The sequence below is a fragment of the Anaerolineales bacterium genome, assembly GCA_015075625.1.
Taxonomy (GTDB): domain Bacteria; phylum Chloroflexota; class Anaerolineae; order Aggregatilineales; family UBA2796; genus UBA2796.
Genome location: JABTTZ010000001.1, coordinates 762765 through 776225, shown reverse-complemented (window position 1 = coordinate 776225; position 13461 = coordinate 762765). Strand labels below are relative to the sequence as shown.

Sequence of the window (13461 nt, the reverse complement as noted above, 5' to 3'; positions counted from 1 at the left end):
TTATCAAGCAGTCTAGTCCGCTTAAGTAGCCACCAACCCGGATACCTGCCTTCTTCCAAGAAAGGCGGTAGGCGGCGCGGTAGGCGGAACGACGGCAAGACCGTGTTCGTCCAGCGGTGATGGCTGCCCGACAAAGGCGCGGCACAACCGAAACAACCATCCAGCCTACCCTCCCACAAAGGGTGGGCTGTTTGGGCTGCCCCTAGTTACCCCAAACAGCCCATCCCCCAAAAACTGGTTAGGTATCTTGCTTGGGCAGGGTGGATTTGCGCCGCCGTTTAGGTTTGGGGGTGGGGGGCGGGGCAACAGACGCTAATACTTCGATGATCTCTGCCCCATAGCGCTCCCGTTTCCACGCGCCCATCGTGGTGATCATCGCCAGCCCTTCACGGGTGTCGGGGGCAAGGCGGGCAATGGTCAGCAGAATGTCTTTCGGGATGATCACGTCGCTCTCAACCCCGCGTGCATCGGCAAGTTTTCGACGCCATTCGCGGAGGGCGTTGTAGCGCGTTTGGGTGAGGGCATCATCTTGGGCGGCGGGCGGTGGGCGGCGGGTTGGAGGGCTATTCAACCCCCGCGTGATCGCGGCAATCGTATCCTCGGCATAACGCCCGCTGATCCAGCGCGTAACACCGCGCACCTTCGAGAGGTCTCGCGGGTGTTGGGGGGCGCTTTCGGCAAGGATAACCATCGTCTCATCAAGCATCACCTTGAAGGGAGGAACGTCTTTCGTCTGCGCAATTTCCTCACGGAGGATAGCGATCTCGCGCAGCGCCCCCATCTGGCGGCGGTTTAGACGGCGAGCAGCAGGCATGTTCCAGACTTCATCAGGGTTAAAGTGGCGGGTGCTGGCAGCCGGCGGGGTAAGTGCGGCAAAGGTGGCAAACACATCAAGCGCCTCCTCAAGCAGACCACGCCCGACCAATTCCTCATAGAGTTTATCTCGCAAGGCGGGAAGGTAATGGGTGTCTTTCTGGGCATAGCGGAGCATGTCTTTGGGCAGGGGGCGCTCCGACCAATTCGCTTTTTGAAAGCGCTTATCCATGTGTAAGTCGAAATAATCTTCCAAAAGGCTGCCCAACCCAATGGCTTTGCGTCCTAAAATCCGCGCAGTGACCATCGTATCAAAGAGGTTTAGAAAGATGAATTCGTAATCCCGCTTCAAGCACATCAAATCATATTCAGCGGCATGAAAGACTTTTTCGATATGGGGGTCAGCAAAGATCGTGCCGAGGGGCGATAAATCATCAAGGGCAAGGGGATCGATCACCCAATCGCCCGTCTGCGTGCTGATTTGGATGAGGCAAACGCGCTCATAGTAGGCGTAGAGGCTGTTCGATTCGGTATCTACGGCGATCAGCGCTTCATTGGCAAGGCGCTCAACGAGACGCAGAAGGCTTTGATCGGAGTCGATCATTTGAATCGGTGGCAAGGATGTAGTCATGATGGCACGTTTAGAATTAGGCTAAATGAGATCGTATGAATGAGTGTCATTATGCCGAATTTTGGGCAGTGAGGCAAGGTTTGGAAATCATGACCGGATATGACCGGAGGGGGGGAAATCAAAAACCGCCCTCCCCGACGAACGAGAAAGGCGGTTTCATTCAGCGCGGCACGGAGAACAGGCGCTGAAGGGTTTTGGGTTTAGCGATAATCATCCCCATAATCGTCGGAGAAATCGCCCTTGCCTTTCTTGCCGCCGCGCTTTCCACCACCACCACTACTGCCCCCGCCGCCTTTTTTGCGGTCACGGCGGCGTTCGCCTTCTTTCAACTGCTGCGCCTCAAAGTCGGCAATATCGGCGCCGGGGTTGGCTTCCCTCGCCGGACTCATCGCCCGTTTGATGTCGGCTTCTATATAGGCAGTGCTGTTCGCCCGTTTTAAGCTCAGCCCCAGGCGACGCTCATCGGAGTCGATCTTCACGACGCGGAGGGTCAACACATCCCCTTCATTGACGACCTCTTTGGGGTGCGTCACCCGCTGAGTGGAAAGTTCGCTGATATGGATCAACCCTTCAATTTCGGGGTTATCCACCAAGCGGGCAAAAGCGCCAAACTTGGTCAGCTTGGTGATCGTCCCTTGAACGAGTTCACCCTCTTGATATTTGCGGGTGATCACCTTCCAGGGGTCTTCTTCGCGGCGTTTGATGCTCAAGCCGATGCGTTTTCGTTCGCGGTCAACGTTGATCACCTCAACCTCAACCTCTTGCCCTACCTTCAACACGTCTTTGGGATGGTTGATGTGCTTCCACGAGATTTCGGTGAGGTGGACAAGCCCATCTGCCCCGCCAACATCGACAAAGGCGCCAAAATCGGCAACGCTCTTGACGCGCCCCACCTTCACATCGCCCACTTGCAATTCGTCCAGCAGTTTTTCTTTCTTCTGCTCCCGAAGTTGGGGGGTGGCGTCGCGCTCGGAAAGAATCAGGCGGTTACGCTGCCGATCCACTTCCAAGACCTTCACCGAAATATCTTCGCCGCGCATCGATCCCCACTTTTCCTGGGGGTCTGTGCCGGCTGCACGCATCCGGCGGTCACGGCTGGCTTGGCTTTCGGGGACAAAGCCGCGCAAACGCCCAAAGCGGACGATCAAGCCGCCTTTGTTGTAGCCGTCAATTTTGCCTTCATAGACATTCGTATTTTGACGGTGTTCTTCCGCCATCCGCCAATCGCGTTCCTCGGCAGCGCGGGCGATAGAGACAACAACATACCCATCGCGGTTTTCGGGGTTGAGGACAAACACATCAACCTCTTCGCCAACCTTAAGGGCATCAATCGTCTCTTTATCCATGCGCTCGATCTCTTTGCTCGGCACAATGGCAGGGGCTTTCAGCCCCAAATCAATCATAATCTCGGTGGGCGTGGTCTGGGCGATAACTCCCTTAAGGATAGCGCCTTTTTTGACCTGAGGATCGGAAGGATCCGCAGGGGCTGCCCCCTCTACGGCGTTAGCCGAATCCGTCGTCGCCGCATCATCTATATCAGCAGCAGCAGCGGGGGCGTGGTCTTCAGGGACACTCGCCATTGGGAGCGAGGTCTCGGCATGTGCCACAGGGGCGGCGTCTATGACGCCGTTTGCCAGCGAATCAGCAGGCGTGGGGGACATTTCCCCTGCCGGCTCCTGCTCGCCTGCGGCGTGAATGTTGGACTCCATCAGTTTTCGTTCTCCGTGCAACAGGGGTACAAACGGCATTATATCATGGGGCATGGTAGATGGTCAAAGGTTTTTTCATCCATCCATCCAGTACCCCTCGCTGATTGGATTACAACCAGCATTCTTACAAGAAGGACGGGCGGAGTTGTTTTATCCCTTGATGACTACAGCCTACCCCAATCCACAAGTATAGCGTGATGAGTCAACAAGTCAATCAAGAGGGGCAATGTCCTTGAAAATGGCGCTCGAAAGCAATGGCGCAGAGGAGTCGCCTAGGGGCATGGTGAACGAACTGAAGCCGCCTTGCCCCTGTGCAAAAGGCGTGTCTGGGAACGAGGTTATGTTGACATTGTAATCCCAGTGATCCCGCCGCTAAAGCAGCGGGCTGAAAGAAACCACCCCTTCCGAGCTTGGAAACCCTAATCTCCACCCCGTACACCGAGAGAGAGGCTCTCCCCTTTCCCTGTCTACGGGGAAGGGGCAGGGGATAGGGAGGGTTCTAAACCAAACACATGAACTACAGCGCTAGTCCTATCCGTCTTGCTCACGCTTGTTCAAAACGCCACAGCGCAAGCATGACGGAACACTAGACACACGCTACAATCGGCACATTGAAAGACCGCTCTTTTTTGGAAAGGTTTTTACCCTTATGACAACGGCATCAGCCTCCCCCTCACCGAGGGTAAGGATGCCCCGCTTCGACACGATTAATGCACGACAAACGCGCCTTGCGCTGCTTTTGCTCTTGCCTACCTTCATTGTGTTGATTTTGGTCGCCTTTTACCCCCTTGCACGGACATTTACCGCCAGCCTCACCGATGAACGTTTTGCCGCTGAGGAAGGAACTGTCGTCAAAAATGTCAATTTTCAGAACTATCAACGGCTGTTAGGAATTCAATTTGTCCAAATCCCACCAGATGAAACACGCCTGCCTACAAGCCTTCTCCCCCGTGTTGAGGCAACGGATACCTACCCACGTTACACCTATTCGCGGGTAGGGGTGCTTCAAATTTTTAGTGGACGGACGACGATCACCGCTGGGGATGGCGATTTTGTTGGGGCGATCCTCAATACCGTATTCTTCACCATTGTTTCGGTGTTTCTTGAACTCAGTTTTGGCTTGGGTATTGCCCTCGTGGTGAACACGAAGTTTCGTGGGCGCGGTGTCATGCGGGCGGTGATGCTCATCCCATGGGCAATCCCAACCGCAGTCTCCACCCGTTTGTGGAAAGAGATGTTGGGGGATAACAGTTCGCGGTTTCTCAATGCCCTTCTGCTCCAGACGGGGTTGATTCAGAGATCGCAGGCGTGGTTAGTCGATTTTCCGTTCTTGTCGATCATCCTTGTCGATGTATGGAAAACCGCCCCCTATATGGCGCTGCTGATCCTCGCCGGATTGCAGACGATCTCGGCTGATCTCTATGAAGCGGCGGCAGTGGACGGGACGACGGTGGTTCAGCGCTTTTTCCGCATCACCTTCCCGCTGCTGATGCCAACGATTCTGATCGCCCTGATCTTCCGCACGCTGGATGCCCTCCGCGCCTTCGATGTGTTTTACGTCCTCTTTAACCGTAAGCTGTTATCGATGGCGTCCTACAATTACGAGAAATTGGCGCAAGACTTCCAATATGGCTATGCCAGTGCCATTGGCGTGGTGATCTTCATCATCATCTTCGCCTTCACCATCCTGTATATGAGTACCTTCCAAGTTCAGGAAGATTAGGAAAGCGTCCTTATGGTCACCGGAAAGAAGAATAACGAACTTTGGGGGCGCATTATCTTTTGGGCGCTCGTCATTTTCATTTTTATCTACACCATTTTCCCCTTCTATTGGGCGCTGGTCTCTGCGCTTAAAACGGAAAATGAAGTGATCCGCACGCCGGCTACATTTATCCCGCAAGCATTAACCTTGCGAAGTTTCCAAGCAGTTTTTCTGAAAGATACCTTCTGGCGTGGGCTGCTGAACAGCACCGTCGTCGCTCTGACGGTGGTCGTTTTAGCGCTCGTTTTTGGCTCGTTTGCTGCCTATGCACTAGGGCGATTGAAATTCAAGGGAAAACGCTTCATTTTGTACCTCATTCTCTCTATGACGCTCTTTCCGCAGATTTCGATCTTGCCGGGCTTGTTTGTGGTCATGCGGGAGATCGGCGCGTATGGAAACATCACCTCACTGATCATTTCCTACCTCATTTTCACCTTACCCTTCACGGTCTGGGTACTGACGGCGTTCTTCCGCGCCCTACCGGGGGAATTGGAGCAAGCCGCCCTTGTCGATGGCTGTACGCCCTTCCAGACGTTCTATCGCATCTTGCTCCCGCTGGTTGCCCCGGCAATGGTCACAACGGGACTGCTGGCGTTCATCGCCGCGTGGAACGAATACCTCTTTGCTCTCACCTTCACTTTTGTTAGCCCAAGCTCACAAACGGTGACGGTGGCGCTGGCAAACTTTACCGGAGAAATTTCCCGCAACGAGCCATTCGGGGAGATCATGGCGGCATCCATTGTCGTCACTGTCCCTCTGATCTCACTCGTCTTGTTCTTCCAAAACCGGATTGTTGCCGGTCTAACGGCGGGGGCGGTGAAAGGCTAGTAGTCCATCAGGACGGTACCCACAGAAAGAGACAGCCCTCATCCCCCTCCCCCCCTCGCCTGGGGAATTCGCCCCCTTTCCCCGTTCACAGGGAAAGGCGGCGGGGGGATAGGGGTTCTTCTAAAAATCACTGTGGTGTACTTAGGCTAAGAGAGGTTGGTGTTTGGGGGAGCGCACCGTTGACGCTCCCCACTTGCTATGGTATCATCCCCACTAGTCGCCCCGAGGTAGCCAAGCGGCCTAAGGCAGCGGACTGTAAATTCGCCATTCGCTAGTTCGAATCTAGCCCTCGGGACAGCAAACCCGATCACAACGTGATCGGGTTTTTTGATTCCTAATTCGCTATTCATGAAGGATAGATAGCACTACGAAGGGGATTCCTCCGTTTTAGTGGGCGAGAAGAACGCCGTAATCGGGGTGCGGAAACCGGGCAAAACAGGATCGTTTTCCAAGACGGCATCCCCCACCAAATCGTAGAAATAGACCCCGCCATCCGCCGCCGGACGGTAAAAGCGCACCGCCCGTTTTTCGGGGTAGATCACCCAGACGCTGGATGTGCCATGTTTCAAGTAGAGCGCCGCCTTCTCGGTGAGGTCTACCGGCGTGTTGCTTGGCGAGGCAACCTCCACCGCCAGATCGGGGGCAAACGGGGGGTAATCGGGTAGGTTGACGAAAGCCGCCAAGCGTTCGGTGCGAATGAATGAGATATCCGGCACAAGGATCACCTCAGGCGCTAGGATATACGCCGTGTTATCTGTATAACATGCGCCAAGAGGATGATGATCAAGAAAGCGGATTAACAGCCGAACCACTAAACGCACGACTTCTTGGTGAAGCCATTTTGGTTGGGGCATCTCACTAGGAATCCCTTCGATCAGTTCAAACTGCTTATCGGCGTTTTCGGGACGCTCGCAAAATGCCCAAAATGCCTCGTTCGTCAGGCGTACTGTTGTTGGTGTATGGGGTGCGGCGGTCATGAACTGACTCTCCCTAACTATCAACCCACTCACTCTATTTTATAACCCACTGCGCAAGCGTGGATTAAAGATTTCTTCCAACGAGCGGGTGAACAAAACAAGCGATAACTGAAACAGAGCAATTGCCAAAATGGGCGAAAGAATCGTGCTGATCGCATCGACGTTGAAGATTGCCCCCCGCTGCCGTGCATTCAGGATCAACACCGCCCAATCTGGTTCCTTGAAGGGCACCATACCCAAATAGGTTAAGCCGACGAGGGCGTAAACGGCGGCGCGGATGCTAAAAATCATGTTGACGACGATGTAACTGATCAGGTTGGGAAGCACCTCGCGGAAAATAAGATGGGGCAAGCCTAAATCAAGGGCGATTGCCGCCTGAATAAAATCACGCTCGCGCAGGCTTAGCACCTGTGCGCGAATCGCCCGCATAAGGACGGGCCAATCCAACAACCCTAATAAAAGCGCCAGATAAAGGCGGTTGTCAAAGGTGATGATCGACGCCAAGACAATGAGCAGCGGAAATTGGGGAATGGTCAGGATGAAATTGGCGAGACCGCTCAAGACTTGATCAAAGACCCCCCCAAGTAGCGCCGCCAACGCCCCTAAGGTGACAGCGATCAGGGTGGTGATTGCGCCGGCTTGGATAGCCGTCACGATGAGCGGCTGTCCGCCGTAGATCATATGGCTTAAGACGCTCCGCCCCGCCCAATCCAAGCCTAAGGGGAACTCTGCGGAGGGGGGGTGAAAGCCTGTTCCGGCGCCGGGTTTGGCGCGGCTCAGCTGCGGCGCACTCTCATAACGGATAAACAGGGGACCAATGGTGAGCAGCAAAAAGAAGAACAGCAGCCCCAAAAAGCCGAGAAAGCCCGCTCGGTTGCGGGTCAACCCTCGCCAATACGAACGCAGAGACATCCCCAAACGTGCCATTTGACGAAGAAAAAATTCGCTGTTCGATTCGCTGAAATCGACGTTCTCTAAGGATTCCCGTGAGGTGAAGGGGTCTTGCCTATCGACATACACATAAGAAATGACAACGGCGGACGCCAGCAAAATCATCGGCACACCGCCCAACGCACCACAGGCGAAGCCGCTGAACAAACACGCCAAAAACCCTCCCACGCCGATGCGGTAGCGTTTGTAACGGAAGGCGATCAATAGGGGGATAAGTCCGCACAGCGCCCCAATGAGCAGCCCAACAGGGGAAGCCGCGATGATCCCACTTGGTGTTCCCGGTGTCATCGTGATGATCCTCCCCCCACCCGCACACGCGGATCAAGCATCCCATAGAGTAAATCGGCAAGCATATTCGAGAGGATCACCGCCATAGCAATGGCGAGAAAGACACCCTGCATCGTTGTGTAATCACGGGCGATAATGGCATTGCTGAGCGTCCGCCCTAAGCCAGGATAATTAAAAATGGTTTCAATAATGACCGACCCACCGAGGATGAACCCCACACTAATCGCCAAACGAGTGACCTGCGGAAGCAGGGCATTGCGTCCCACATAGCCAAGCAAAATCCGCCGTTGGGAAAGCCCTCGTGCCTTTGCCACTGTGATGTAATCTTCGCCAAGCGTGGTGATCGTGCTGCTTTTCATGGTCAAAATCCAGCCGCCAATCGTTGTGGTGAGATAAGTCACCAGCGGTAAAAAGACATGCCGAAGCAAACTGCTGATGTATTCGGGGGTAAAGCCCGGCGGAATCCCGGGATCAGAGCCGCCTTGCAAACTCCCCGGCTTGAACAAACCTAATTGGACACCGCCAATCAAGATGATCAACAAGGCAATGACGAAATCGGGAATCCCATAGAGGATCGAGGAAAAAAAGGTGACGATGTTATCGAACAGCCCGCCGCGCCAATAGGCGATGGCTACGCCAATTAACGTTCCCAGCGTAAAGCTGATCAGCAGCCCCAAGCCGACACTAAAGAGCGTCCATGGCAAAAATTCGGCAATTTGGGACACCACTGTTGTACTGGGCGAGGTGATCGATTTTCCCAAATCCCCTCGCAGCAAGTTTCCCATAAAGCGCATGTATTGGGTAACCACCGGTTCGCTTGGATCAAAGGGAAACAACCCGGCGGCTTGGCGGGCGGCTTCCTCATAGGTCAGGTTTTGGCTGTTGATCAGTTGTTGAATTTTGATGTCTACAGGGTTGCCGGGCAAAAAGCGAATCAAAACAAAAGTGAAGGTTGTCACCGCCCAGAGCGTAAACAGCCCTTGCGCAATGGATCGCAAGATATAACTTTTGCGGGCATTCTTCCAGAGCATACCAAGCCGAGAACGCCTCTCTGGGGTAGAGGTATCCGCTGGTGGGGAGAGTGTTTCACTGTGCATAGCGTACCGTTCTCGAAAAAAGTTTTTAGGTGGCTAGTAAGAAAAGGGCGCACCTCACAAGCGTGCGCCCGATACGGCGAGTAAAGAAGGAGGGCAATAGCCCTTCCACCCGCTGAACAAACAACCTTTGCAAAAGCCCCTTGAGGGGGGTGCCCTCAGGGGATAAGCATCTAAAGGATGGGCTATTGGGCAGGCGGTGTGATGGTACCGTTCAGCATATACCAAATGATAAAGTGATCCGGGCTAGGATTCTGCAAGATGGGGTCGCCATCGGCAGGACCGCCAGAGACCAGTTTAGTGTTCCATGGTTCAGTGCTGAGGATCACATTCAAGGGAACAAAGGGCATCAGATCGTTGATGATCACTGCCACCTCGCCCGCCCGTTCCTTCAGGACGGCGGGATCCATGCTGCTGCTGGAGAGGTTGATCATCTCGTTGAGGTCGATCTCTTTGCCGCCGTATTCAAACTTCATTTGGAAGTTCATCCCCACCTGACCTTCCGGCAAACCAACGTAGTTGAAACGTTGGACGGGCCCGAAGAATTGGCGGGCGGCGAAGGGCGAGGTGTTCCCCCAACTCCAGACAGAGAGTTCAAAATTGCCCTGACGGATATCCTCCGCCGTTTGCTGCCAGGGCAGCGCCCGTGCGGTGATGTCCCAACCGAAGTCATTCAGTTGTTGAATGGCGTCTTGGGCAGCGGCGGAAAAGTCAGCGAATTCGGCAGGGAACTTGTATTCCGCCTTGACCGTTTTGCCGTCCTTATCCGCCCACTTGCCATCAGCGTTCTTGGTGAAGCCTGCCGCTGTCATGAGTTCCGCCGCTTTTTCAAGGTTCAACTCATAGCGGTTTAGCTTGGCAATCACATCCTCATTGAGCAGCCCCGGCACAGAGCTATCGAGCAGCCCGCACATGTAGACTGTTCCCATCGCCCCGAAGCCGTTCGTCAGGAAGGCGCTTTGCTCACGGTTGATGGCATAGGCGGCTGCCTGACGGATTTCTTTGATCCCGAAGGGATACACATCGTGCTTAAAGAGCAAGGCGGGTCCGTACATACGCGGCTGCACAATCAAGCGCACGCCAGCATCTTTGAATGCCTGCTGCGCCGCTGGCGGGTAGACATTTGTGCTGTGCGCCAACTCGCCGCTCAGCACAAGGGGGGTCGTGGCATCGGTTTCACCTGCCCACAGGCGGATTTCCCCAAACTTCACGCTGCCAGAGAAAATGCTGTTGGGCTGCCATTTCAGAGTCAGGTATTTATCGTTCACATCGTCAAGGGTATAGGTGAACGGACCAGAGGCATTCAGCGTCTCAGGGCGGAAATCGGTAATTTTGGCGTTCAGGTCTTTCCATTCCTGATCGGCGTTTGTCTTGCCGGCGGCAACGAGAGCGGTGGCTTCATCTGCCAACGCGCCCCATGTGGCGCGGTCAAGGATATATTCTTTCAAGACAAGGCGTTCTGCCAAAAGGGACGCCTCACCCTTAACGACAAAGGAAACCGTCAAATCATCAACTTTTTTCACCTCGCTAAAGTAGGTGAACTGCGCCCAACCACGAATACGCCCCAGCGCATAGGTGGCGATCACATCGTCGGCAGTCACTGCATCGCCATTGCTCCACTTCGCATCGGCGCGAAGTTTCACATCGTATGCCGTCATGTCACTGTTATAGCCGAATGATTCGGCAAGCAGTGGCTCGTACTTATCTTGCGCCCACATATAGAAGGCAAAGGGCATTTGCACCATCTGGCGATAGATCACGCCGAGGTTATCGCCCAAGCCACCCGCTGCAAAGGAACTTAGGTGGTGATTGGGGGGAAGGGCATAGGGCCACGTACCGAGGAATGTCCCGCTAGGAGCATCGGCAGCAGCCACCGGACGCGGCAGGGCGGCAAAGCCACCGAATGCCAAAGCAAAAATAACCACGAGGGCAAGTAAACGTTTCATTGTCTCTGGTCTCCCTCACTAATCTGGAAACGATCTCTATGAGCGGCATTCGATACAACAGAACACCGCATAAGGGAGATTATGACGCTAGATTGTGATGGGAGCAAACGAGAAAGAGGACATTGCAGTACCCTCACTGGTTGGGCTACAACCAGCCTTCTTACAAGAAGGGCGGGCGTCGTTCGTTTACCCCTTGCTCACCACCGCCTAACCCATTAGTAAGTATATCGTGATAAGAGGGGTTATCAACCATTAAGGGATCAATCTCCTTGAAAAATGCTGTAAGTGTTTTTTAGAGGGTGCGGATGGAAAGGATGCGGATCACCTCAACATCCTAACTCGCCATGACTATAGAATAAGGGGGTGAGGGGTCATCCTCACCCTTCCGAAAGGTACTCTTTCACATGATGCTGCACGGCAAAGGCGGCGGCTTCGGCGCGGTTGGCAAGGTGCAGCTTGCTTAAGAGGTTGCTCACATAGTTGCGCACTGTTCCCTCGCCAAGAAAAAGCCGCCCGGCAATCTCGCGGTTCGTCAGCCCATCGGCAATCAGCGCCAAAACGCGCATTTCTTGCGCGGTCAGGTCGGCAAACACAGCCGATTCGCGGTGTTTTTCTGCTTCACGAACTTCCCGAAAGATCGCCGCCGTCATGGAGGGATCGATTGCCGATTCGCCACGCCCTACGGCTTCAATCGTGCGCACAAGGTCGTCGCTGCCGATGCGCTTCAAGACATAGCCCGATGCGCCGGCGCGAATGGCGGCAAAGAGTAGATCATCCTCCGCATAACTGGTCAACATGACAACCCGCGTCGTTGGCACTTGGCGGATGATCTGAGCGCACGCCTCAACGCCAGACATGCCCGGCATTCGCACATCCAAAACGGCGACATCGGGATGATGTTCTATCGCCATTTGGATAGCATCCTCGCCGCTGGCTGCCTCGGCAATGACATGCAAGTGAGGGTGTTGGCTCAGAAGGGTGCGAATCCCCATCCGTACAACTTCATGATCATCAGCGATCAATACCCGGATATGGTGGTTAATGGTCATAATGGTTAGTCTCTGTCTCTCTCACTTTAGGGTACAATGACTCACACTCACCCGTCTATGATGAAGATCACGAGTCATTATGACAAATGTTAGTACAGAACCTGGCGATGAACGGTTGAATGCTCTTGGTGAGGCACTTTCAGCCCTAACGGAAGAATTCACCCTCGAACACATCCTCCGCCGCTTGGCGGAAATTGCCGGGAAACTGGTGAAGGCGAAGTATGCGGCGCTCGGCGTTCCCGATGGCGTTGGCGGTTTGGCGCAGTTCATCACCTATGGCATGGCAGACGATCAGCTTGCTCATATGGACAAACAACCGCGTGGTCACGGCTTGCTTGGCGCGTTGTCGGCAACCTCCGCGCTAATCCGCTTGAATGATATGCAAAGCGATCCGCGCTCAACTGGGTTTTGCAGCAACCATCCGCTGATGACGAGTTTCCTCGGTGTTCCCATTCTTGCGCGGGGGCGGCATTTAGGCAATCTTTACCTGTGTGATCGCTTGGATGGCAAACCCTTTGATGAAGAAGATGAACGGATCATCCGCCTTCTTTCTGCCTATGCTGCCATTGCCATTGAAAACGCCCGCACCGCCGAACAACTGCGCAAACTTGCCGTTGTCGAGGAACGGGATCGCATCAGCATGGAACTTCACGATGGAATCATCCAATCGATCTATGCCATCGGCATCAAGCTGGAACTCATGCGTCTGAGTCATGCCGGTGATACGGAGATCACTGGACAGGTGAACGCCGTGAACAGCGATTTGGATCGGGTCATTGATGATCTGCGCCGTTACATCGCAAACTTGCGGGCTGGTGTGGAATTCACCCTCAATTTACGCCAGCAGATGGATGAGATTCGGGCGCGTTTTGAAGAAGTTTCTTCGGCGCGGTTGGTGATGGATTTATCGTCTAGCTTTACGGGACTAACCGAAGCAGTCGTTCACGCTCTGATTCAGATCACCCGCGAGGCGTTTTCAAATGTCGTCCGCCATGCACAGGCAACAGAAGTTTACTTCGATCTCCATGAAACTCATGACACGATCTCGCTGGTCATTTCCGACAACGGCATTGGCTATGACTCCATCGCCGTTCAGCCCGGGATTGGCTTGCATAACATCCGTCAGCGCGTTCAACACTTAGGTGGGATTGTTCAGGTGATCGCCCATCCGGGGCGCGGCGTGACCATCGAAGTGACCTTGCCTATAGGCTAAGTGCCTATCTGTAAATTAGGGGTAGCTATTAAGGCAGTCCGCCCCCCATAGGGACGCCCCCCCGTTTTTTACGCCCGCCGCGCCCCGTAAACGGGGCGCGGGTACACACCGAAGGCGGGTCGCAGGGAGGTGGGGTTTAGGACTATTCTAAAAGAACATCAGGTGTCTATTGGTCGTTGAGGACAAGCCCCTATATCGCC

Annotated in this window: 10 protein-coding genes and 1 tRNA gene; 4 read left to right on the top strand and 7 right to left on the bottom strand. The window is 54.4% G+C overall.

The window, feature by feature from the left end; all coding sequences use genetic code 11:
- Positions 1-238: 238 nt before the first annotated feature.
- Positions 239-1444 (bottom strand): ribonuclease D, encoded by a 1206-nt coding sequence (locus HS103_03265; protein ID MBE7511820.1) that lies wholly within the window; start codon positions 1442-1444, stop codon positions 239-241.
- Positions 1445-1644: 200 nt separating this feature from the next.
- Entirely contained in the window at positions 1645-3153 is a 1509-nt protein-coding gene (locus tag HS103_03260) for a S1 RNA-binding domain-containing protein (GenBank protein ID MBE7511819.1), read from the bottom strand.
- A 688-nt stretch (positions 3154-3841) separates the two neighbouring features.
- On the opposite strand from HS103_03260, the gene HS103_03255 reads away from it, so the two are divergent.
- The 3 genes from HS103_03255 (at position 3842) to HS103_03245 (ending at position 6038) form a co-directional block, all read left to right on the top strand.
- Positions 3842-4876 carry a sugar ABC transporter permease gene (locus HS103_03255; GenBank protein ID MBE7511818.1) on the top strand — a complete coding sequence of 345 codons (1035 nt, stop codon included), beginning with the start codon at positions 3842-3844 and terminating at the stop codon, positions 4874-4876.
- Positions 4877-4888: 12 nt separating this feature from the next.
- Entirely contained in the window at positions 4889-5743 is an 855-nt protein-coding gene (locus tag HS103_03250) for a carbohydrate ABC transporter permease (protein ID MBE7511817.1), read from the top strand.
- Positions 5744-5964: 221 nt separating this feature from the next.
- A tRNA-Tyr gene (locus HS103_03245) sits at positions 5965-6038 on the top strand.
- 70 nt (positions 6039-6108) lie between these two features.
- Here HS103_03245 and HS103_03240 read toward each other — a convergent pair.
- From HS103_03240 to HS103_03220, 5 genes are all read right to left on the bottom strand, one after another.
- Positions 6109-6720: a Uma2 family endonuclease gene (locus tag HS103_03240; GenBank protein ID MBE7511816.1), complete on the bottom strand. Its 612-nt coding sequence runs from the start codon at positions 6718-6720 to the stop codon at positions 6109-6111.
- A gap of 39 nt (positions 6721-6759) precedes the next feature.
- Positions 6760-7959 (bottom strand): ABC transporter permease, encoded by a 1200-nt coding sequence (locus HS103_03235; GenBank protein ID MBE7511815.1) that lies wholly within the window; start codon positions 7957-7959, stop codon positions 6760-6762.
- Positions 7956-9056, bottom strand: a complete 1101-nt coding sequence (locus tag HS103_03230; GenBank protein ID MBE7511814.1) for an ABC transporter permease — start codon at positions 9054-9056, stop codon at positions 7956-7958. The genes HS103_03235 and HS103_03230 overlap by 4 nt, the downstream gene beginning before the upstream one ends.
- A 182-nt stretch (positions 9057-9238) precedes the next feature.
- The gene (locus HS103_03225; GenBank protein ID MBE7511813.1) at positions 9239-10999 is read right to left on the bottom strand and encodes a hypothetical protein; all 1761 of its coding nucleotides are present in this window, start codon (positions 10997-10999) and stop codon (positions 9239-9241) included.
- A gap of 377 nt (positions 11000-11376) precedes the next feature.
- On the bottom strand, positions 11377-12048 hold the full coding sequence (locus HS103_03220) for a response regulator transcription factor (protein MBE7511812.1): 672 nt from the start codon (positions 12046-12048) through the stop codon (positions 11377-11379).
- Between the two features lie 79 nt (positions 12049-12127).
- Between HS103_03220 and HS103_03215 the strand changes: the two genes are divergently transcribed.
- A complete protein-coding gene (locus HS103_03215) occupies positions 12128-13261 on the top strand; it encodes a GAF domain-containing sensor histidine kinase (GenBank protein ID MBE7511811.1) in 1134 nt (377 codons plus the stop codon).
- The last annotated feature ends 200 nt before the right edge of the window (positions 13262-13461 follow it).

Bases quoted from the DNA above. Each gene is read 5' to 3' on its own strand.
- HS103_03265 (MBE7511820.1), bottom strand. From the start codon at position 1,444: ATGACTACATCCTTGCCACCGATTCAAATGATCGACTCCGATCAAAGC.
- HS103_03260 (MBE7511819.1), bottom strand. From the start codon at position 3,153: ATGGAGTCCAACATTCACGCCGCAGGCGAGCAGGAGCCGGCAGGGGAA.
- HS103_03255 (MBE7511818.1), top strand. From the start codon at position 3,842: ATGCCCCGCTTCGACACGATTAATGCACGACAAACGCGCCTTGCGCTG.
- HS103_03250 (MBE7511817.1), top strand. From the start codon at position 4,889: ATGGTCACCGGAAAGAAGAATAACGAACTTTGGGGGCGCATTATCTTT.
- HS103_03240 (MBE7511816.1), bottom strand. From the start codon at position 6,720: ATGACCGCCGCACCCCATACACCAACAACAGTACGCCTGACGAACGAG.
- HS103_03235 (MBE7511815.1), bottom strand. From the start codon at position 7,959: ATGACACCGGGAACACCAAGTGGGATCATCGCGGCTTCCCCTGTTGGG.
- HS103_03230 (MBE7511814.1), bottom strand. From the start codon at position 9,056: ATGCACAGTGAAACACTCTCCCCACCAGCGGATACCTCTACCCCAGAG.
- HS103_03225 (MBE7511813.1), bottom strand. From the start codon at position 10,999: ATGAAACGTTTACTTGCCCTCGTGGTTATTTTTGCTTTGGCATTCGGT.
- HS103_03220 (MBE7511812.1), bottom strand. From the start codon at position 12,048: ATGACCATTAACCACCATATCCGGGTATTGATCGCTGATGATCATGAA.
- HS103_03215 (MBE7511811.1), top strand. From the start codon at position 12,128: ATGACAAATGTTAGTACAGAACCTGGCGATGAACGGTTGAATGCTCTT.